The organism is Pseudomonas fulva (genome assembly GCF_023517795.1).
Lineage (GTDB): Bacteria > Pseudomonadota > Gammaproteobacteria > Pseudomonadales > Pseudomonadaceae > Aquipseudomonas > Aquipseudomonas fulva_D.
Genome location: NZ_CP082928.1, coordinates 2,291,233 through 2,307,564, shown reverse-complemented (window position 1 = coordinate 2,307,564; position 16,332 = coordinate 2,291,233). Strand labels below are relative to the sequence as shown.

13 protein-coding genes and 1 riboswitch are annotated in these 16,332 nt (G+C 65.3%); of the genes, 2 read left to right on the top strand and 11 right to left on the bottom strand.

The window, feature by feature from the left end; genetic code table 11:
* Position 1: 1 nt before the first annotated feature.
* The 3 genes from K8U54_RS10310 to K8U54_RS10300 all read right to left on the bottom strand — a co-directional run bounded on the left by K8U54_RS10310 (position 2) and on the right by K8U54_RS10300 (position 3,407).
* Positions 2-817, bottom strand: coding sequence for an ABC transporter permease (locus tag K8U54_RS10310; protein ID WP_434060021.1), 816 nt, complete (start codon positions 815-817; stop codon positions 2-4).
* Between the two features lie 119 nt (positions 818-936).
* Positions 937-2,271, bottom strand: coding sequence for an ABC transporter substrate-binding protein (locus K8U54_RS10305; protein ID WP_249910034.1), 1,335 nt, complete (start codon positions 2,269-2,271; stop codon positions 937-939).
* Positions 2,268-3,407 carry an ABC transporter ATP-binding protein gene (locus tag K8U54_RS10300; RefSeq protein WP_249910033.1) on the bottom strand — a complete coding sequence of 380 codons (1,140 nt, stop codon included), beginning with the start codon at positions 3,405-3,407 and terminating at the stop codon, positions 2,268-2,270. The genes K8U54_RS10305 and K8U54_RS10300 overlap by 4 nt, the downstream gene beginning before the upstream one ends.
* 327 nt (positions 3,408-3,734) lie before the next feature.
* Here K8U54_RS10300 and K8U54_RS10295 point away from each other — a divergent pair, with 327 nt between their 5' ends.
* Together K8U54_RS10295 and K8U54_RS10290 are read left to right on the top strand one after the other, a co-directional pair.
* Positions 3,735-4,424, top strand: coding sequence for a GntR family transcriptional regulator (locus K8U54_RS10295; protein WP_249910032.1), 690 nt, complete (start codon positions 3,735-3,737; stop codon positions 4,422-4,424).
* 187 nt (positions 4,425-4,611) lie between these two features.
* Entirely contained in the window at positions 4,612-5,424 is an 813-nt protein-coding gene (locus tag K8U54_RS10290) for an ion transporter (RefSeq protein ID WP_249910031.1), read from the top strand.
* Positions 5,425-5,548: 124 nt separating this feature from the next.
* On the opposite strand, the gene K8U54_RS10285 is transcribed toward K8U54_RS10290, so the two are convergent.
* The 8 genes from K8U54_RS10285 to cbiE form a co-directional block, all read right to left on the bottom strand.
* On the bottom strand, positions 5,549-5,941 hold the full coding sequence (locus tag K8U54_RS10285; RefSeq protein WP_249910030.1) for a DUF1850 domain-containing protein: 393 nt from the start codon (positions 5,939-5,941) through the stop codon (positions 5,549-5,551).
* Complete coding sequence (locus tag K8U54_RS10280) at positions 5,938-8,001, bottom strand: TRAP transporter permease (RefSeq protein ID WP_249910029.1); 2,064 nt, start codon at positions 7,999-8,001, stop codon at positions 5,938-5,940. Before K8U54_RS10280 ends, K8U54_RS10285 begins: the two co-directional genes overlap by 4 nt.
* Before the next feature lie 113 nt (positions 8,002-8,114).
* On the bottom strand, positions 8,115-9,071 hold the full coding sequence (locus K8U54_RS10275) for a TAXI family TRAP transporter solute-binding subunit (RefSeq protein ID WP_249910028.1): 957 nt from the start codon (positions 9,069-9,071) through the stop codon (positions 8,115-8,117).
* Between the two features lie 395 nt (positions 9,072-9,466).
* A complete protein-coding gene (locus tag K8U54_RS10270; RefSeq protein WP_249910027.1) occupies positions 9,467-10,810 on the bottom strand; it encodes a sigma-54-dependent transcriptional regulator in 1,344 nt (447 codons plus the stop codon).
* Between the two features lie 92 nt (positions 10,811-10,902).
* Complete coding sequence (locus K8U54_RS10265; protein WP_249910026.1) at positions 10,903-12,651, bottom strand: sensor histidine kinase; 1,749 nt, start codon at positions 12,649-12,651, stop codon at positions 10,903-10,905.
* 172 nt (positions 12,652-12,823) lie between these two features.
* The gene (locus K8U54_RS10260) at positions 12,824-13,534 is read right to left on the bottom strand and encodes a (2Fe-2S) ferredoxin domain-containing protein (RefSeq protein WP_249910025.1); all 711 of its coding nucleotides are present in this window, start codon (positions 13,532-13,534) and stop codon (positions 12,824-12,826) included.
* Positions 13,535-13,677: 143 nt separating this feature from the next.
* Entirely contained in the window at positions 13,678-14,403 is a 726-nt protein-coding gene (locus K8U54_RS10255) for a cobalt-precorrin-6A reductase (RefSeq protein WP_249910024.1), read from the bottom strand.
* Entirely contained in the window at positions 14,400-15,605 is a 1,206-nt protein-coding gene (gene cbiE / locus K8U54_RS10250) for a precorrin-6y C5,15-methyltransferase (decarboxylating) subunit CbiE (RefSeq protein WP_249910023.1), read from the bottom strand. Before cbiE ends, K8U54_RS10255 begins: the two co-directional genes overlap by 4 nt.
* Positions 15,606-15,946: 341 nt before the next feature.
* Positions 15,947-16,280: riboswitch (cobalamin riboswitch) on the top strand.
* Positions 16,281-16,332: the final 52 nt, after the last annotated feature.

The window sequence follows — 16,332 nt, the reverse complement described above, 5'->3', positions numbered from 1 at the left end:
GTCATAGCTCCTTGCGGATATCCACCAGGCGGAACATCACCACCAGCATCAGCAGCACCGTGGCCAGCAGCACCACGGCACTGGCCGCTGCCGCCGGGTACTGCAGCAGGCTGATCTCGTTGTGGATCAGCACGCCGACCGAGGCATGTAGGCCGCCGCCCATGATGCGCACGGTGACGAAATCGCCCATCACCAGGGTCAGCACGAAGATGCTGCCGATGAGGATGCCCGACTTGCACAGCGGCACGATCACCAGCGCGAGGATCTGCCAGGTCTGCGCCCCGGCATCCCGCGCCGCCTCGAGCAGGCGGCGGTCGATGCGCATCATGGTGTTGAAGATCGGTACCACCATGAACAGGGTGTACAGGTGCACGTAGGCCAGCACGATGGAAAAGTCGCTGTACAGCAGAAACTCCAGCGGCTGGTCGATCAGCCCGGCGCCGAGCAGGCTGCCGTTGACCAGGCCATTGCGCCCCAGCAGCGGAATCCAGGAAATCATGCGGATGATGTTGGAGGTGAAGAACGGGATGGTGCACAGCAGGAACAGCAAGGTCTGCACCTTGTTGCTGCGGATGTGGAAGGCCAGGTAATAGGCCACGGTAAAGCCCAGCAGCAGGGTGATCAGCCAGGTCAGCAGGGCGTACTTGAAGGTATTCAGGTAGGCCTGCAGGGTGGTCGGCGAGGACAGCAGGTAGCGGTAGTTATCAAAGATGAAGTCCGGGATCAGCTGGTAGGAGTCGTAGTCCCAGAAGCTCACCACCACGATCACCGTGATGGGAAAGACCAGGAACAGCAGCAGGGTCAGCGCCAGCGGCATGGCCTGCAGGTGGCTGAGGTTGGCGAGTCCGGTGCGCATATCGAATCCAGGCTGCGGAAAAGTAGGGTGTCGCAGGCGCAGCGGTGGAGGAAACGAGGTCATCCACCGCTACGGCCGGTTCAGGAAACGATGAATTCGTTCCACTTGCGGATCATGTGGCGGTTCTCGTCCATCACCGAGTTCCAGCAGGCCACGCTGCCCATGCGCTGCTCATAGGAGCCGCCATCACGCACCGCACCGGCCTTCTCCATGACCTTGCCGTCGGGGCTGAGAATGTCGCTCTGGGCAGCCTTGCCCTCCATCCAGAAGCCCCACTCATCGGCGCTCATGTACTGCCTGGAGGTCTCCGGCGCGGCGCTGTAGTAGCCCTGGCGGTTCAGATAGGCCCCGACCCAGCCCGACAGGTACCAGTCGATGTATTCATAGGCGGCATCCAGTTCCAGCCCGCTGAGGTGCTTGGCCAGGCCGATACCGCCGCCCCAGGCGCGGTAACCCTCTTCGAGCGGCTGGTAGGTGCAGGGCACCCCGCGGCTGCGCACCGCGGCCACGGCCGGCGACCACATGGACTGGATCACCACCTCACCGGAGGCCATCAGGTTCACCGACTCGTCGAAGCTCTTCCAGAAGGCACGGAACTGGCCGTCCTTCTTGGCCTGCATGAGGATGGCGATGGTCTTGTCGATCTCCGCGCGGGTCATGTTGCCCTTGTCGCCGTAACGGATCTCGCCCATGGACTCGCAGATCATCGCCGCATCCATGATGCCGATGGACGGGATGTTGAGGATCGAGGTCTTGCCCTTGAAGGCCGGGTCCAGGATGTCGCGCCAATGGGTGATCGGCCGGCCCACCAGGTCCGGGCGTATGCCCAGGGTGTCGGCGTTGTAGATGGTCGGCACCAGGGTCATCCAGCGGGTCGGTTCGCTGGCGAATTTCAGCGAATCGGCGCTTTCGACGAAGCCCACGGTATGCGGCGCGGTGCCCTGGGCGATGGTCGATTCCGGGGTCAGCTTGCCGTCGATGAACAGCCGGGAAATCTTGTCGAAGTTCTTCAGCCGCCTGGTATCCATGGCCTGCATGGTGCCGGATGGATAGACCTTCTTGCCGATCCAGTACTCGATGTCGGCAATGTCGAAGGAGCGCGGCTGGGTCACCGCCCGCTGCGCCACCGCGTCGGAATCCAGGGCGGTGAGCTGCAGGGTGATGCCCAGGTCTTCCTTGGCCTTCATGGCGATGTCGTTGAGGTTGGAGACCCCGGTGCCGAACTGGCGCAGGGTGACGTTCTTGATGTTCTGCGCCCAGATCATCGGAAAACCGCTGATCGCGCCGGAACCCACGGCCACCGCCGAGGCCACCCCCAGGCCCTTGATCAGGCTGCGCCTGGACAATCCCTTGGCGGACTCCACCTGCGGGGCTTCGGCGGGGCATTGCGGGGTGCTGTCGTCGTGCTCGCTCATCGGTGAACCTCCTCGGTGGGGTTGGCGTGTTGCGGGGAGAACAGGTTGAGGTGCGCGGCGTCCCAGGTCAGGGTGACCTCGGCACCTATTTCAGGCACCTGACGCTGGCGGTCGGCCAGATAAACCATCAGCGGCGTAGCGCTGGCGGTCAGGCATTCGACATAGATGAAGGCGCCCTGGAACTCGACATCGCAGACCCGCGCCGGCAGGGCAAACTGCCCGGCCGGCGGCGCGCTGCCGGGCGGCAGGATGTCCAGGTGGTCGCAGCGTACCGAGAAGGCCAGTGGCGTACCCGCGGCGGCGGCAGCATGCTGGGCGCCCAGTTGCGCCAGGCTCAGGCTGCCCTGCCCCGTGCCCTCGACGCTGAGCATCACGCGATCACCCTCGCGGCCACCCAGCTCACCGCGCATCAGGCTGTGGCCACCGATGAACTGGGCGACGAAGGACGTGGCCGGGTGCTCGAACAATTGCCGCGGCGGGGCGACCTGCTGGATCCTGCCGCCGTCCATCACCACCGCCAGGTCGGCCAGGGCGAAGGCTTCTTCCTGGGAATGGGTGACGTGGATGAAGGTCAGCCCCAGCTGCTTCTGGATCGCCTTGAGTTCCTTGCGCATGCGAATCCGCAAGAACGGGTCGAGGGCCGACAGTGGCTCGTCGAGCAGCACCACGTCCGGCTGGGTAATCAAGGCCCGGGCCAGTGCCACGCGCTGCTGCTGGCCGCCGGAAAGCTGCTCGGGGTAGCTGTCGGCATAGTCCTGCATATTGACCAGCGCCAGCAGCTCGCGGGCTCTGGCGTGGCGCTCGGCCCTGGGCATGCCGGCGATGCGCAGGCCGAAGGCGACGTTATCCAGGCAGCTCATGTGCGGGAACAGCGCGTAGTTCTGGAACATCATCGCCGTACCGCGCTGGGCCGGCGAAAAATCGGTGACGTTGCGGTTATCCATGAGGATGTCGCCGTCGCTCACCGCTTCGTGGCCGGCCAGCATGCGCAAGGTGGTGCTCTTGCCGCAGCCGCTGGGGCCGAGCAGGCAGCAATAGCTGCCACTGGGAATCCTCAGATGCAGATCGGTGACAGCCACACGCGCACCGTAGGCCTTGTGCACCGCCACCAATTCGACCTGACCTTTTCCAGACATGGCTGCCGCCTAAATTGCTAAACATTTTATTTTTATTGTTAGCAATCACTGTGCCAGGCATCCGCTTGACGGTCATCGATGCGGTCAGCCCTTAGGTACAAGGGGGTAAACCACTGATAACCCGCAGCTTTCCACGGCCCGCCCAGGTATACGCCGGATGTCCGCAAACAGCCTGAAGAATGCGTTCCTGGTGCACAGCCTTGGAACAGTGCGACAAGGTTGTGCACCAGACGCCGATAAGCAGCTACTTTGCGATAGCATTGTTAACAATTACACTGCCAGCAATTTCCAGCCACCCCCGGCTTCCCACGCAAACGAGCATCGTCCATGGCCAGTCACGTCATCCGTGAAGTGCAACGCATCTATGACGCGATCTACGATGCCATCGTCGAGCAGCGTCTGCCGCCTGGCACCCGCCTGACCGAACTCAACCTCGTCGAGGTGTTCCAGGCCAACCGCAATCACATCCGCAGTGCGTTGCGCGACCTGGCCCACCTCAAGCTGGTGCGCCTGGAGATGAACCGCGGCGCCTTCGTCGAAGAACCCACGCCGCAACAGGCCCGCGAAGTGTTCGCCGCTCGCCGGGTGATCGAAAAGGCGCTGATCGAGGAAGCCTGCAGGCGCATGCAGGCCGCTGACCGGCGCGCCATCGAAGCGCACCTGCAGGCTGAACTGGCTCTCGGTCATGAGCCGGCCAAACCCGAGTTCATCCGCCTGTCGGGCGACTTTCATCGCTTGCTGGCGCGTATCGCCGGCAACAGCACGCTGGGCGAAATGCTCGAAGGCCTGATTGCCCGTAGCTCGCTGATCATCGCCCTGTACGAGCGGCACGACGGCGTGCAGTGCTCGCACAACGAGCACGAGGCCCTGGCTGCAGCGCTGCTCGACGGCGATGTTCAACAGGCGACGCGGTGCATGGAGGACCACCTGCTGAATATCGAACAGCGTTTGCGCCTGGCCCCGCCGGTACGCGGCGAGGTCGATCTGTTCAAGGTGTTCACCAGCCGTCCGGCCTGACGCTTCGCACCCAGGAGCCTGGCGGGTGCCCACGGATCTTCCCGACGACACCGGCCCAGGGTTGGCCGGCTGAAACAATGGGTAACCCGAAACTCCCGCTGCAGCCCCTCTGCCGCCTGATCACCGTCAGCCGGACACCTTAGAATCGTCAGCCTCCTACCCAACCGGACATCGACTGACGCCCACCATGAACGCCCCCCTACCCTCTTCGAGCACCCCCTGGCGCCTGAAACTGGCCGAGGTCATGGATGGCAAGCCCGTGCAGCGCCTGATCACCGTGCTGATCCTGATCAACGCGGCGATCCTCGGCATGCTGACCTCCAAAGAGATCGTCGCCGAGTGGGGCTGGCTGCTGTTGCCTGTGGATAGGTTCATCCTGGCGGTGTTCGTGGTCGAGTTGGCGCTGCGTTTCGCGGCCCGGGGCATTGGCCTGCTGCGCGACCCGTGGGCGGTGTTCGATTGCATCGTGGTGGGCATCGCCCTGGTGCCGGCCAGCGGGCCGTTCAGCGTGCTGCGCGCCTTGCGCGTATTGCGGGTGCTGCGCCTGGTGTCGATCAACCCGAACATGCGCAAGGTGGTGCAGGCGCTGCTGGCTTCGCTGCCGGGCATGGGCAGCATCATCATGCTGATGGGGCTGATCTTCTACGTGTCGGCGGTGATGGCCACCCAGCTGTTCGGCGAGCGCTTTCCCGAGTGGTTCGGCAGCCTGACCGCCAGCCTGTATTCGCTGTTCCAGATGATGACCCTGGACAGCTGGTCGAGCGGCACGGTGCGGCCGATCATGGAGGTCTACCCGCTGGCCTGGCTGTTCTTCATCCCCTATGTGCTGATCGCCACCTTCATGATGCTCAACCTGTTTATCGCGGTGCTGGTCAACGCCATGGAGGATGCCCAGGGGCCTGACCCTGAAGCCGAGGCGCGGGTACGGCGCGAGGAGATGATCCTTGAGGAGTTGAAGGCCTTGCGGGCGGAGTTGAGCGAGATGCGCCGGGGGCAGTGAGCAGTGCGGCAGTTCAAGTAGTCAGTCTGTGGGAGCGGGCGGGGACGCCTAGTTCATGCCCGCGAAAATCGCAGGCATGGCCCGCTCCCACAGGATTAGGTCATGGCTGCATTTTTCAGCAGGATCAAGGATCAGTCAGCTCACAGCTCCACAACTCCACCACCGGCTGACTCGCCTTCGGTGGCCCGAGCCACTCGCTGAAAGGCTTGCAACCCTCGGCATCGCACAGCTGATAGTCACCCGCCTCGGGCGTGCGCCCGAGACGTAGCGGCTGCAGGGGCGGCAGCTGGCGCTGGTAATGCCAGGCGCCATCACGCCGTTCGGCGTCATCCGGAATCTCCATGCCGGCGCCGCTGCCGCGTACCCGCGCCTCGCCGAGCAGCAGCCCGGCCGGGGTGACGCGGTAGTCCTCCTCCCAGCGGATCTTCTCGATGCTGTGGTTCCAGGCCAGGGTGAAGGACGGCACGGGTAGCGTCGCCCATACCGTCCCCGCCAGGCCCAGGCAAAGGCCGATCAAGCGGCCGCCATGGCCGGCTGGCGACGGGCGCGCAGCACATGCAGGGCGATCACCACGGCGGCGATCAGGAAGCCGATTTCGTCAGTGGTCACGCTGTACAGCCCGAGCAGGTCGTAGCTGAACACCGAGGCCGGAATCACCAGCGAAGCACCGGCAGCGAACACCAGCAGCCGCTCCCACGCACGCATCGGCGCCGAGAAATAGCCGACCACCGCCATGCCCCACAAGCCGACGGCAAACACCGACTTGATCAGCATGTAGAGGATCGCGCCCCAGTCGTCGCCCTGCATCAGCAGCGCCGGGTCGTACACCGCCATGAACGGCACCACGAAGCCGCACGCGGCGATGCGCACCGACCACAGGCTGATCTTCAAACCGTTCTCCTTGGCGATCGACCCCGCTGCGAAGCAGGCCAGCGCCACCGGCGGCGTCAGGTCGGCCATCAGGCCGAAGTAGAAGACGAACATGTGCGAGACGATCAGCGGCACGCCCAGTTCCAGCAACGCCGGCGCGGCGATGGCGCTGGTGATGATGTAGTTGGGAATGGTCGGAATACCCATGCCGAGGACCAGGCAGGTGAGCATGGTCAGTACCAGCGACAGGAACAGGTTGTCCTTGCCGATGGCCATGATGTAACCGGCGAAGGTGGTGGCGATGCCGGTCAGCGACACCACACCGATGATCACCCCCACCAGGATGCATGCCACCGCCACCGGGATCGCATGGCGCGCGCCGTCGGCCAGGGCCCACACGCAGGCGCGCAGGGTTTCCCGCCCGCCCTTGACGTAGAAGCAGCCGGCGACCAGCACCGCGATCACCCCGAACACAACGCCGATGCCGAACTTGAGGAAGGCGGAGCTGACCAGCCCCAGGGCGATCCAGAAGGCGATCTTCAACCACAGGTTGCTGGCACGCATGACGATCGCCGTGCCGAGAATCACGATGGCGGTCAGGGCCAGACCCACGGTGCCGGAGAACATCGGGGTGAAGCCGGCGAACAGCAGGTACACCAGCACGCCCAGCGGGATCAGCAGGTACCAGCGCTGCTTGATGGCCGCGAACGGGTCCGGGCATTCCTCTTTCGGCAGGCCGGTCAGCTTCAGGCGCTGGGCCTCCAGGTGCACGGTCCAGAAGATCGAGCCGAACCACAGCAGGGCCGGGATCAGCGCCGCCTTGGCGATCTCCACGTACGGCACGTTGATGGTCTCGGCCATGATGAACGCCACGGCGCCCATGATCGGCGGCATGATCTGGCTGCCCATGCTGGCCGAGGCTTCCACCGCCGCGGCGAAGGTGCCCTTGTAGCCGAAGCGCTTCATCAGCGGGATGGTGAACTGGCCGGTGGTGACCACGTTGGCCACGCCCGAACCGGTGATGGTACCCATCAGCGCCGAGGTCACCACCGAGACCTTGGCCGGGCCACCGGTCTTGTGACCGAACATGCCCATGGCGAAATCGGTGAACAGCCTGATCATCCCCGCCTGTTCGAGAAAGGCGCCAAACAGGATGAACAGGAAGATATAGGTGCCCGACACATAGGTCGGCGTGCCGTAGAACCCTTCGGTGCCGAACGACAGCTGGTTGATGATCTGGTCGAAGTCATAACCACGGTGCGCCAGGTCGCCCGGCAGGTGCTCGCCGAACAGACCATAGGCCAGGAAGCAGCCGCAGATGACCGGCAGGGCCAGGCCCATGACCCGGCGCGACGCCTCGAATACCAGCACCAGCAAGGCCACGCCCACCACCATGTCAGAGGAGGTGAGGTCGCCCGAACGCTGGACCAGGTCCGCCTCGAAGTACCACTGGTAAAGCGCCGTGCCCAATCCCGCCAGGCCCAGCACCCAGGCCAGCGGCATCCATGGCCGGCCCTGGCCACGCATGGGGAAGCACAGATAGACCATCAGCAACACGAAACCGACGTGCCCGGCGCGCAGCACCTGGCTGGAGAACGGATGGAAGGCGGCCCCGATGATCTGGTAGACCGAAAACAGGATCGCGACGTAGAACACGGCCTTGGGCCACTGACTGGGGTTGCCGGTCAGACCTGGATGATCGCTCATGGATAGATTCTCGATGCAGCTGCAATAACGGCGCGCCACTGCCTAGGTGCATGGCCAAGCGCCGACCCGACAGGGCGCGGACAGCGCGTACCGCTGCCCGCTGTGCCTGCGTGTTACTTGAGTACGCCGGCTTCCTTGTAGAAGCGCTCGGCCCCCGGGTGCAGCGGAATCGGCAGGCCTTCGGTGGCGGTTTCCAGCTTGATGTCATTGGCCGCGGAGTGCGCGGTACGCAGACGGGGAAGGTTGTCGTAGAGCAGCTTGGTCATCTGATAGGCCACCTCATCGGAGACCTTCTCGTGGCTGACCAGCAGGTTGACGATGGCAGCGGTCGGTACGTCCTGGTCCTGGCCGTCGTAGGTGCCGGCCGGGATGACCCTGGCCTGGTAGGCCTGGCTGTCGATCTTCGCCACGACCTCTTCGGGGATGGCGACGAAGGTGATCGGCACCATCGACGCCAGGTCGCGGATGGCCGCCATGCCCAGGCCGGACGACTGCAGGGTGGCGTCCAGCTGGCGGTTCTTGATCAGCTCGACCGACTCGGCGTACGGCATGAACTCGACGCGGCCCATGTCCTTGTAGCTCAGACCAGCGGCCTTGAAGATGGCGCGAGCATTCAGCTCGGTGCCGGATTTCGGCGCGCCCACGGAGATGCGCTTGCCCTTGAGGTCTTCCAGGGTCTTGATCCCGGACTCTTTGCTCGCGACGATCTGGATGTAGTTCGGGTAGGTGGCGGCGATGGCGCGAATGCGCGTCAGTGGCGCCTTGAAGCCGGCATCTTCGACACCGTTCCAGGCGTCCTCGACCGAGTCGCCCAGGGCAAAGGCGATCTCGCCACGGCCGGACTGCAGCAGGTTGAGGTTCTCCACCGAGGCCTTGGTGGCCTGTACCGAGGTTTTCGCACCCTCGATGCCGCTGCCATACAGCTGCGACATGGCCACGCCAATCGGGTAATACACCCCGCTGGTGCCGCCGGTAAGCACGTTGATAAAGGTCGGTGCGGCAAGTACCGCGGTGCTGGCAGTGAAGGCCGCCGCCGCGGCGAACAGGGTGACGCGCTTGGTCAGTCGCATGGTGTATCTCCGTGATTATTCTTGTCAGAGAGCCGGTTCTGGATGTCCGGGTACCAGCAGCCTTAGCAGGCGCCGTGCCAGCGATAAAAAGCCGCGAGCCAGAGCCGTTGCGGGTTGATGACCAGAGAGAAAGCAGCGAAAGGTCGCCTATTGCGCGAGCGGCAATCGGCAGTATTCCGCTTATGCGAGTGGAGCGGAGATGATGTGCACGCACTACCTGTGGGAGCGCGCCATGCGCGCGAATCGCGGGCATGGACTAGGCGTCCCCACCGGCTCCCACAAAAACAGGCCAATGGCAGCTGCCGAGTAATCGTTTGAATGACCTAAAAAGGCCGCCGTCAAACCGTAGGGTGGGCTTCAGCCCACCAGCCAAGCAGACCGCCCTTAGTCGCGGCTCAATCCTCGTCACTGCTACCCGCAGGCCGATAGGTGCTGCGCTGCAGCCCATGGCGCTGCATCTTTTCGTTGAGGGTGCGGCGCGGCAGCTGCAGCAGCTCCATGGTCTGCAGAATGCTGCCACGGCAGTGCAGCAACGCGTTGTGCAGGCACTGCGCCTCGAAAGCTTCCATCTGTCCGGCCAGGGACTGGCTGCCCTCCTCGGCGGCGGTATCACCGAGGCCCAGGGCATGGCGCTCGGCGGCGTTGATCAGCTCGCGCACGTTGCCCGGCCATTCATGGCCGAGCAGCCTGGCCAGCTCGGCAGGCGTCAGCGGCTCCAGGGTGCGGCCGTGGCGCTGGGCGGCCTCTTCGGCGAAGTGCTCGAACAGCAGGGAAATGTCTTCGCGGCGCTCGCGCAGCGGCGGAATCTGCAGGGTGGCGACATTCAGCCGATAGAGCAGATCCTCGCGGAAGCGCCCGGCCTTCACTTCGTCGAGCAGGTCCGGCTTCACCGCACTGATCACCCGCAGGTCCACCCGGATGCTGCGGTTGGAACCCAGCCGTTCCAGGGTCTTTTCCTGCAGCACGCGCAGCAGCTTGACCTGCTGCGCCAGTGGCAGGCTTTCCACCTCGTCGAGAAACAGCGTGCCGCCGTCGGCGTGTTCGATGCGGCCGATACGCTTGCTCTGGGCGCCGGTAAAGGCGCCACTCTCATGGCCGAACAGCTCGCTCTCGAACAGGTGCTCGGGAATCGCCGCACAGTTGAGCGCCACGAAGGGCTTGTCGGCGCGCTCGCTGAAGTCGTGCAGGCAGCGCGCCACGCGCTCCTTGCCGGAACCGGTCTCGCCGCGGATCAGCACGTTCACCGAGGTGCCAGCGAGGTCGAGAATCTGCCGGCGCAGCCGCTCCATGGGCCGCGACACGCCGAGCAGCTGCGCGGCGATGCCATCCTTGAGGGCGAACTGCTGGCGCAGGGCGCGGTTCTCGCAGATCAGACGGCGCTTTTCCAAGGCCCGGCGCACGATGTCGAGCAGACGATCCGGGGTGAAGGGTTTTTCGATGAAGTCATAGGCGCCCTGCTTGAGCGCCTGCACGGCCATCGGCACGTCGCCATGGCCGGTGATCATGATCACCGGCAGGTCACGGTCGCAGGCAACCACCTTGTCGAGCAGTTGCAGGCCATCGGTACCGGGCATGCGCACATCGCTGATCAGCACGCCGGGAAAGTCGGCGTTGACCAGGGCCAGCGCCTGGCCGGCATTGGCGCAGGTCTGCACACTGAAGCCGGACAGCTCCAGCCATTGCTGCGCCGCCTCGCGGATTGCCTCTTCATCGTCGACGACGATTACCTGAGCGCCCATGAAAACCTCCTTATTATTAGATCGCGCAGTGTAGCGCCGGCTACTCCAGCGGTACCTGCCGGGTCGTTACACGAAATGCCAAGCCCGCCAGCTCAGCCGGCACGCGGCAGCCGCATCGCGAAAATCGCCCCCTCCGGGCCATTGCGTGCCTCCAGGCTGCCGCCCAGATCGCGCACGATGCCGTAGGAAATCGCCAGGCCCAGGCCCAACCCCTCGCCCACCGGTTTGGTGGTGAAGAACGGTTCGAAGACGTTGCCCAGGTGCTCTTCGGCAATGCCGCCACCGGTATCGCTGACCTGCAGCACACAGCTGTCACCCTGCAGCTCGATCAGCACGCCCAGGCTTCGCTGCGGGCGGTCGACCATGGCATCCAGGGCGTTGTTGAGCAGGTTGAGTATCACCTGTTCGAGACGGATGGCATCGCCGGAGACCCGCGCCTCTTTGCGCACGTCACGGTGCAGTTCGACCTGCTCGCTGCGCAGCCGCGGCGCCAGCAGCAGCAGCGCCTGTTCCAGCACCTCGCTGAGCAGCAGCCGCTCGTTGAGCCCGGCGGGGCTCTTGCGAGCAAAGGTTTTCAGGTGCCCAGTAAGGCTGGCCATACGCTGCAGCAGGCCGTCGATACGCGTCAGGCCGGCGCGCACGTCGGCTTCGCGGCCGTTGTCGAGCAGCAGGCCGAGGCTGCCCAGGTGCATCTGGATGGCGGTCAGCGGCTGGTTGATCTCATGGGCCATGGCCGCCGACATCTGCCCCAGGGCGGCCATCTTCGCCGCATGCACCAGGCCCTCCTGGGCCTCACGGAGCTCGGCGGTACGCAGCGTCACCTCGCGCTCGAGGTTCTCGCGGATGCTCGCCTGCAGACGCTGGTTCTTGCGCCGCTGCAGCAGAAACAGCACCAGGAACACCAGTGTCAGCCACACGCCGGCGGCGGCCAGGCGGTAGCTGCGCGCGGTGTCACCAAGGCTGCTTTCCTCGATCAACAGGTGCAGCGTCCAGGCTTCGCTGGCCAGTTCCTGGCGCTGCCAGAGATAGCTTTGCGGGCCATCCGGGCCGTCGATATTCATCCAGTCGGCGTTGCCTTCGAAGTACGGGCCCGGCGCCTTGGAGAGCACCTCCAGCGGGCGCTCGGCGTACTTGCGCACCTCCACCAGCTCGGCGTGATCGAGTTCGTCGAGTTCTTCCAGGGCCAGGAAACGCCAGGCCGGGCGACTGCTGAGAATCACCACCCCGTAGCTGTCGGCGACCAGCAGCACGCCGGGCTGGCCGACCCACTCGCGCTGCAGCTCCTCCAGCTCGAGCTTGACCACCAGTACGCCGATCACCGCGCCGTTGTCGTCATACACCGCGTGGGAGAGAAAGTAGCCAGGCACGCCGGTGGTCACCCCCACCGCGAAGTAGCGGCCGGCGGTGCGGTGCAGAGCATCCTGGAAATAGGGGCGGAACCCGTAGTTGCTGCCGACGAAGCTGCTCCACTCGTTCCAGTTGCTGGCCGCCAGGGTCTGGCCATTACGGTCGATCAGGTAAAGAACACTGGCGCCCGCGGCGGTGTTGAGCAGTTCGAAACGGCGATTGAGCTTGTCGCGCAGCTGCGGGTCATCCGGCGCGTGCAGCAAGGCCTGGATGTCGCCGTCCATCGACAACAGCTGCGGCACCGAGCGGAAGCGGTCGACCAGGGTCTGGATGGACTGCGCGTAGAGCTGCAGCTGGCCATGGGCTTCGTTGCTGCGATCCTCCCAGGCACGCCGCTCGGCGTAGCGGCTGGCCAGCCACAGGCTGACGGCCAGGCCAAAGATGACCAGCAGCACGATGGCGACGGTGCGATAGCGCAGAAACAGGGCGGTCATGCATGACTCGAATTCTTATGATGCCCGCATGTTAGCCCGAAATGCGCGCAGGGCGAGTAGCCAATGCCAGCGGCCATGGCCCGGGTTAGCCGCAGGCGTAACCCGGGGCAACAGGTTCAGGATGGGCGACCCGGGTATCGCTGCGCTCAACCCAGGCTCCGGGCAATACCGCTCAGGGCCGCGACATCATCAACTCGGGCACCGCACGGCCGGCGACCAGTTGCTCGTCGACCAGGCGGATCACGTCTTCTTCGCTGCGCACCTGATACCAATGGCCCTGTGGATAAACCGTCAGGGTCGGCCCCTGATCACAGGGGAACTGGCACTGCGTGCGGGTGATATGCACGCCGCCCTCGCACTCCAGTTTGCCGGCCGCCTTGACCTGCTCACGCAGCTTTTTCCACAGCGGCAGTGCACCACGGCGGGTACAGCGCGGGCCATTGCACAGCAGCACGCGGTACTGGTGGGCAGGAATCTTCGACCAGGCGTGGCTGCCGGGTAGCGCCGGCACCTCGACGCAGCCCAGGTGCAACTCAGGCCGCTCGATCAGCGCGCAGGCGGCGCCACCCGCATTGGCATCCAGCTGGCCAAACAGGCTGGTGACGAATACCCGCTCGGGGTCGGTCTTGCCGGCCAGCTCGCTGCGCAACCAGTCGACATGCTGGCTGCTGCTTTGCGGCTCCAGGTCGATCACCAGCAGCGTACCGCTGCCCTCGCCTACGCGCTGCCAGAGGCTGTCGTAGCCGGCGCCGGTGTCGACGATATCGACCAACGCCGCCGCGCCGCGCAGTTCGACCAGGCGGGCACGAAACAGCTCGGCGAAGGAACCAACGCGCAGATCAGGGCCGGCGAACAATACCTGGGCGTAAGACGTGGCAGTCATGGTCGGGCTCCGCAAAAAGTGCGGCAGTTTAACAGCGTGGTCAGTTCGTAGCCTGGGTCGAGCGCAGCGATACCCAGGTTGACCTTTGGATTGGTGCACGCCTCGAGAGCACTCCCCGGATTGCGCTGCGCTCTACCGCGGGGCTACGGGTTGGCTACCTGCAACGCCTGCCAGAGCGCTTCGGCCTCGCTGAACTCGCGATCCACTGCGGGCAATGAAGGCCGCTGCAACACCAGCACCGGCACACCCCGCTCGCGGGCGATCTGCAGCTTGTGCTCGGTAGCGGCGCTGCCGCTGTTCTTGCTGACCAGCACATCGCAATTCAGCCGCGCGAACAGCGCACGTTCGTCCTCGAGGCTGAACGGCCCGCGGGCACCGATCACTTCGGCGCGCTCGCCCGCCGGCTGGCCTTGCAGGCAACGTACCGTCCAGTGCTGATGGGCAGGAATCTCGTGCAAGTGCTCAAGCGGCTCGCGGCCCAGGGTGAACAGCGGCCGCTGGAATGGAGCCAAGGCGGCGATCAATGACGGCCAGTCGAACACCTCGCGCCAGTCATCGCCGGCCGATGCCATCCAGCCCGGCCGCCGCAGCGCCCAGCAGGGGATGCCGGCCTGTGCGGCGGCGCGTGCCGCGTTGCGGCTGATCTGCGCCGCGTAGGGATGGGTGGCGTCGACCAGCAACTCGATGCCCTCCCTGTGGATAAAGTCGGCCAACCCCTCGGCGCCGCCGAAGCCGCCAACGCGCATCTGGCAGGTCAGATCCTCCGGCACCTTGCCCAGCCCGGCCAGGCTGTAGATATGTTCGGCGCCGAGGCGGCGGGCGAGAGCCAGCGCTTCGCCGATGCCGCCGAGCAAGAGGATGCGCTTCATCGCGGCTTGTGGACTTCTAGCAAGGTGATCGGCAGGGCGCCGCGCCAGGTATCGAAGCCGCCGAGCGGTTTGGCCTGGGCGACCTCGATGCGGGTCAGCTCGCCGCCCCGTTCGCCGCGAAAGGCGATCAGCGCCGCCTCGCTCTGCAGGGTCACCGCATTGGCCACCAGGCGGCCGCCGGGCTTGAGCGCCTGCCAGCAACCTTGCAGCACGCCCGGCAGGGTGACGCCGCCGCCGATAAAGACCGCATCCGGCGCCGCCAACCCTTCCAGCGCCTCGGGCGCCCGTCCGGCCACCAGTTGCAGGCCCGGTACGCCCAGGGCATCACGGTTATGGGCGATATGGGCCTGGCGCCCTTCGTCGGCCTCGATGGCGATGGCGCGGCAGCTGGCATTCGCGCGCATCCACTCGATGCCGATGGAGCCGCAACCGGCGCCGACGTCCCAGAGCAGCTCGCCGGGCGATGGCGCCAGGCGCGACAGGGTAATCGCCCGTACGTCGCGCTTGGTCAGTTGGCCATCGTGGCGGTAGGCGTCATCCGGCAGGCCGGGCGTCAGCGGCAGGCGCTTGGCGTCAGCGCCAGCGAGGCACTCGATGGCCACCAGGTTGAGATCCGCTGCGCGCTCCAGCGACCAGCCTTCGGCCAGGCCATCGATACGCCGCTCGCGCTCGCCACCCAGGTGCTCGAAGACGCTCAGCCGGCTGGGGCCGAAGCCACGCTCACGGAGCAGTTCGGCGATGGCGGCGGGGCTGTCGCCATCGTTGCTCAGCACCAGCAGACGCATGCCGGGGTGGATCTGCGCCTGCAACGCCGCCAGCGGCCTGGCAACCAGGGACACCAGCGTGGTTCCCTGCAGCGGCCAGCCCAGGCGCGCCGCCGCCAGGGAAGCGGACGACGGCGCCGGCAGAATGCGCAGCTCGCCTGGCGCCAGCTCGCGGGCCAGGCTGGCGCCGACGCCAAACAACATCGGGTCGCCGCTGGCCAGCACGCACACCGGCGTGCCGCGCTCTTCGAGCACCGCCGCCAGGGAGAACGGCTTCGGCCACTGGAGGCGCGTGGCCCGGATGCAAGGGGGCAACAGCGCCAGCTGGCGCTCGCTGCCGACCACTCGCTCGGCCGCCAGCAACGCATGCCGCGCCGCCTTGCCGAGGCCGGGGTAGCCGTCTTCACCGATGCCCACGACGGTCAGCCAGGGGGTCATTTCTTAGTCCTCATCATTGGCAGCCAACAGTGATTGGGTGTTCAAAGGCAATGGCAGCCATCGGCGCAGTATTTGTGGGAGCGGGCGGGGACGCCCAGTCCATGCCCGCGATTTTTCGCGCGCATGGCGCGCTCCCACAATGGATAGGAGAGCGGCCGCTTCCGCCACTTAGCCGCCAAAATCAGCGAGCCTGGGGTGAAAGATCGCGAACAGATTCTAAAGCGGATCGCCACCGACCCCTCCTAAGAAAGCCATCTTTACGGCGATCGATATCACCACATCGCGGCCATGCCACTGTGCGATCCGACGACGCGGCTTTTCATCCCGGCGGGCAAAGCGGGCATAATAGCGCTTCTGTCGGTGCCCAGCGGCTACATGTGAGCCAATGCGGCCTAAGAGGGAACACGAGAAAACCTGTTCAATATCTAGCGAGCTAGAGCCCTGCAAGGCAGAAATTGGCGAGGAAGCGGAGTGTACTTCTGTACATGAGCATTCCGAGACGGTTTCTAACGCGGCAGGGCCGACGCGCAGCAGATATTGGGCAGGTTTTCCGCCGTGGCTGCCCCCGCAACTGTTGCAGCGAGCGCCTGCGCCAATCGCCACTGGGAAACCGGGAAGGCCGGCCACGCGCCATGACCTGCGAGCCAGGAGACCTGCCGACCGATTCAGTCGCATGTGCCCACACCGGGCGGGGTGTCCCGGTGAGAGAAGCTGACCCTTCCCTGGC

Bases quoted from the DNA above. Each gene is read 5' to 3' on its own strand.
- K8U54_RS10290 (WP_249910031.1), top strand. From the start codon at position 4,612: ATGAACGCCCCCCTACCCTCTTCGAGCACCCCCTGGCGCCTGAAACTG.
- K8U54_RS10265 (WP_249910026.1), bottom strand. From the start codon at position 12,651: ATGACCGCCCTGTTTCTGCGCTATCGCACCGTCGCCATCGTGCTGCTG.
- K8U54_RS10295 (WP_249910032.1), top strand. From the start codon at position 3,735: ATGGCCAGTCACGTCATCCGTGAAGTGCAACGCATCTATGACGCGATC.
- K8U54_RS10300 (WP_249910033.1), bottom strand. From the start codon at position 3,407: ATGTCTGGAAAAGGTCAGGTCGAATTGGTGGCGGTGCACAAGGCCTAC.
- K8U54_RS10260 (WP_249910025.1), bottom strand. From the start codon at position 13,534: ATGACTGCCACGTCTTACGCCCAGGTATTGTTCGCCGGCCCTGATCTG.
- K8U54_RS10255 (WP_249910024.1), bottom strand. From the start codon at position 14,403: ATGAAGCGCATCCTCTTGCTCGGCGGCATCGGCGAAGCGCTGGCTCTC.
- K8U54_RS10305 (WP_249910034.1), bottom strand. From the start codon at position 2,271: ATGAGCGAGCACGACGACAGCACCCCGCAATGCCCCGCCGAAGCCCCG.
- K8U54_RS10270 (WP_249910027.1), bottom strand. From the start codon at position 10,810: ATGGGCGCTCAGGTAATCGTCGTCGACGATGAAGAGGCAATCCGCGAG.
- K8U54_RS10310 (WP_434060021.1), bottom strand. From the start codon at position 817: ATGCCGCTGGCGCTGACCCTGCTGCTGTTCCTGGTCTTTCCCATCACG.
- K8U54_RS10275 (WP_249910028.1), bottom strand. From the start codon at position 9,071: ATGCGACTGACCAAGCGCGTCACCCTGTTCGCCGCGGCGGCGGCCTTC.
- cbiE (WP_249910023.1), bottom strand. From the start codon at position 15,605: ATGACCCCCTGGCTGACCGTCGTGGGCATCGGTGAAGACGGCTACCCC.
- K8U54_RS10280 (WP_249910029.1), bottom strand. From the start codon at position 8,001: ATGAGCGATCATCCAGGTCTGACCGGCAACCCCAGTCAGTGGCCCAAG.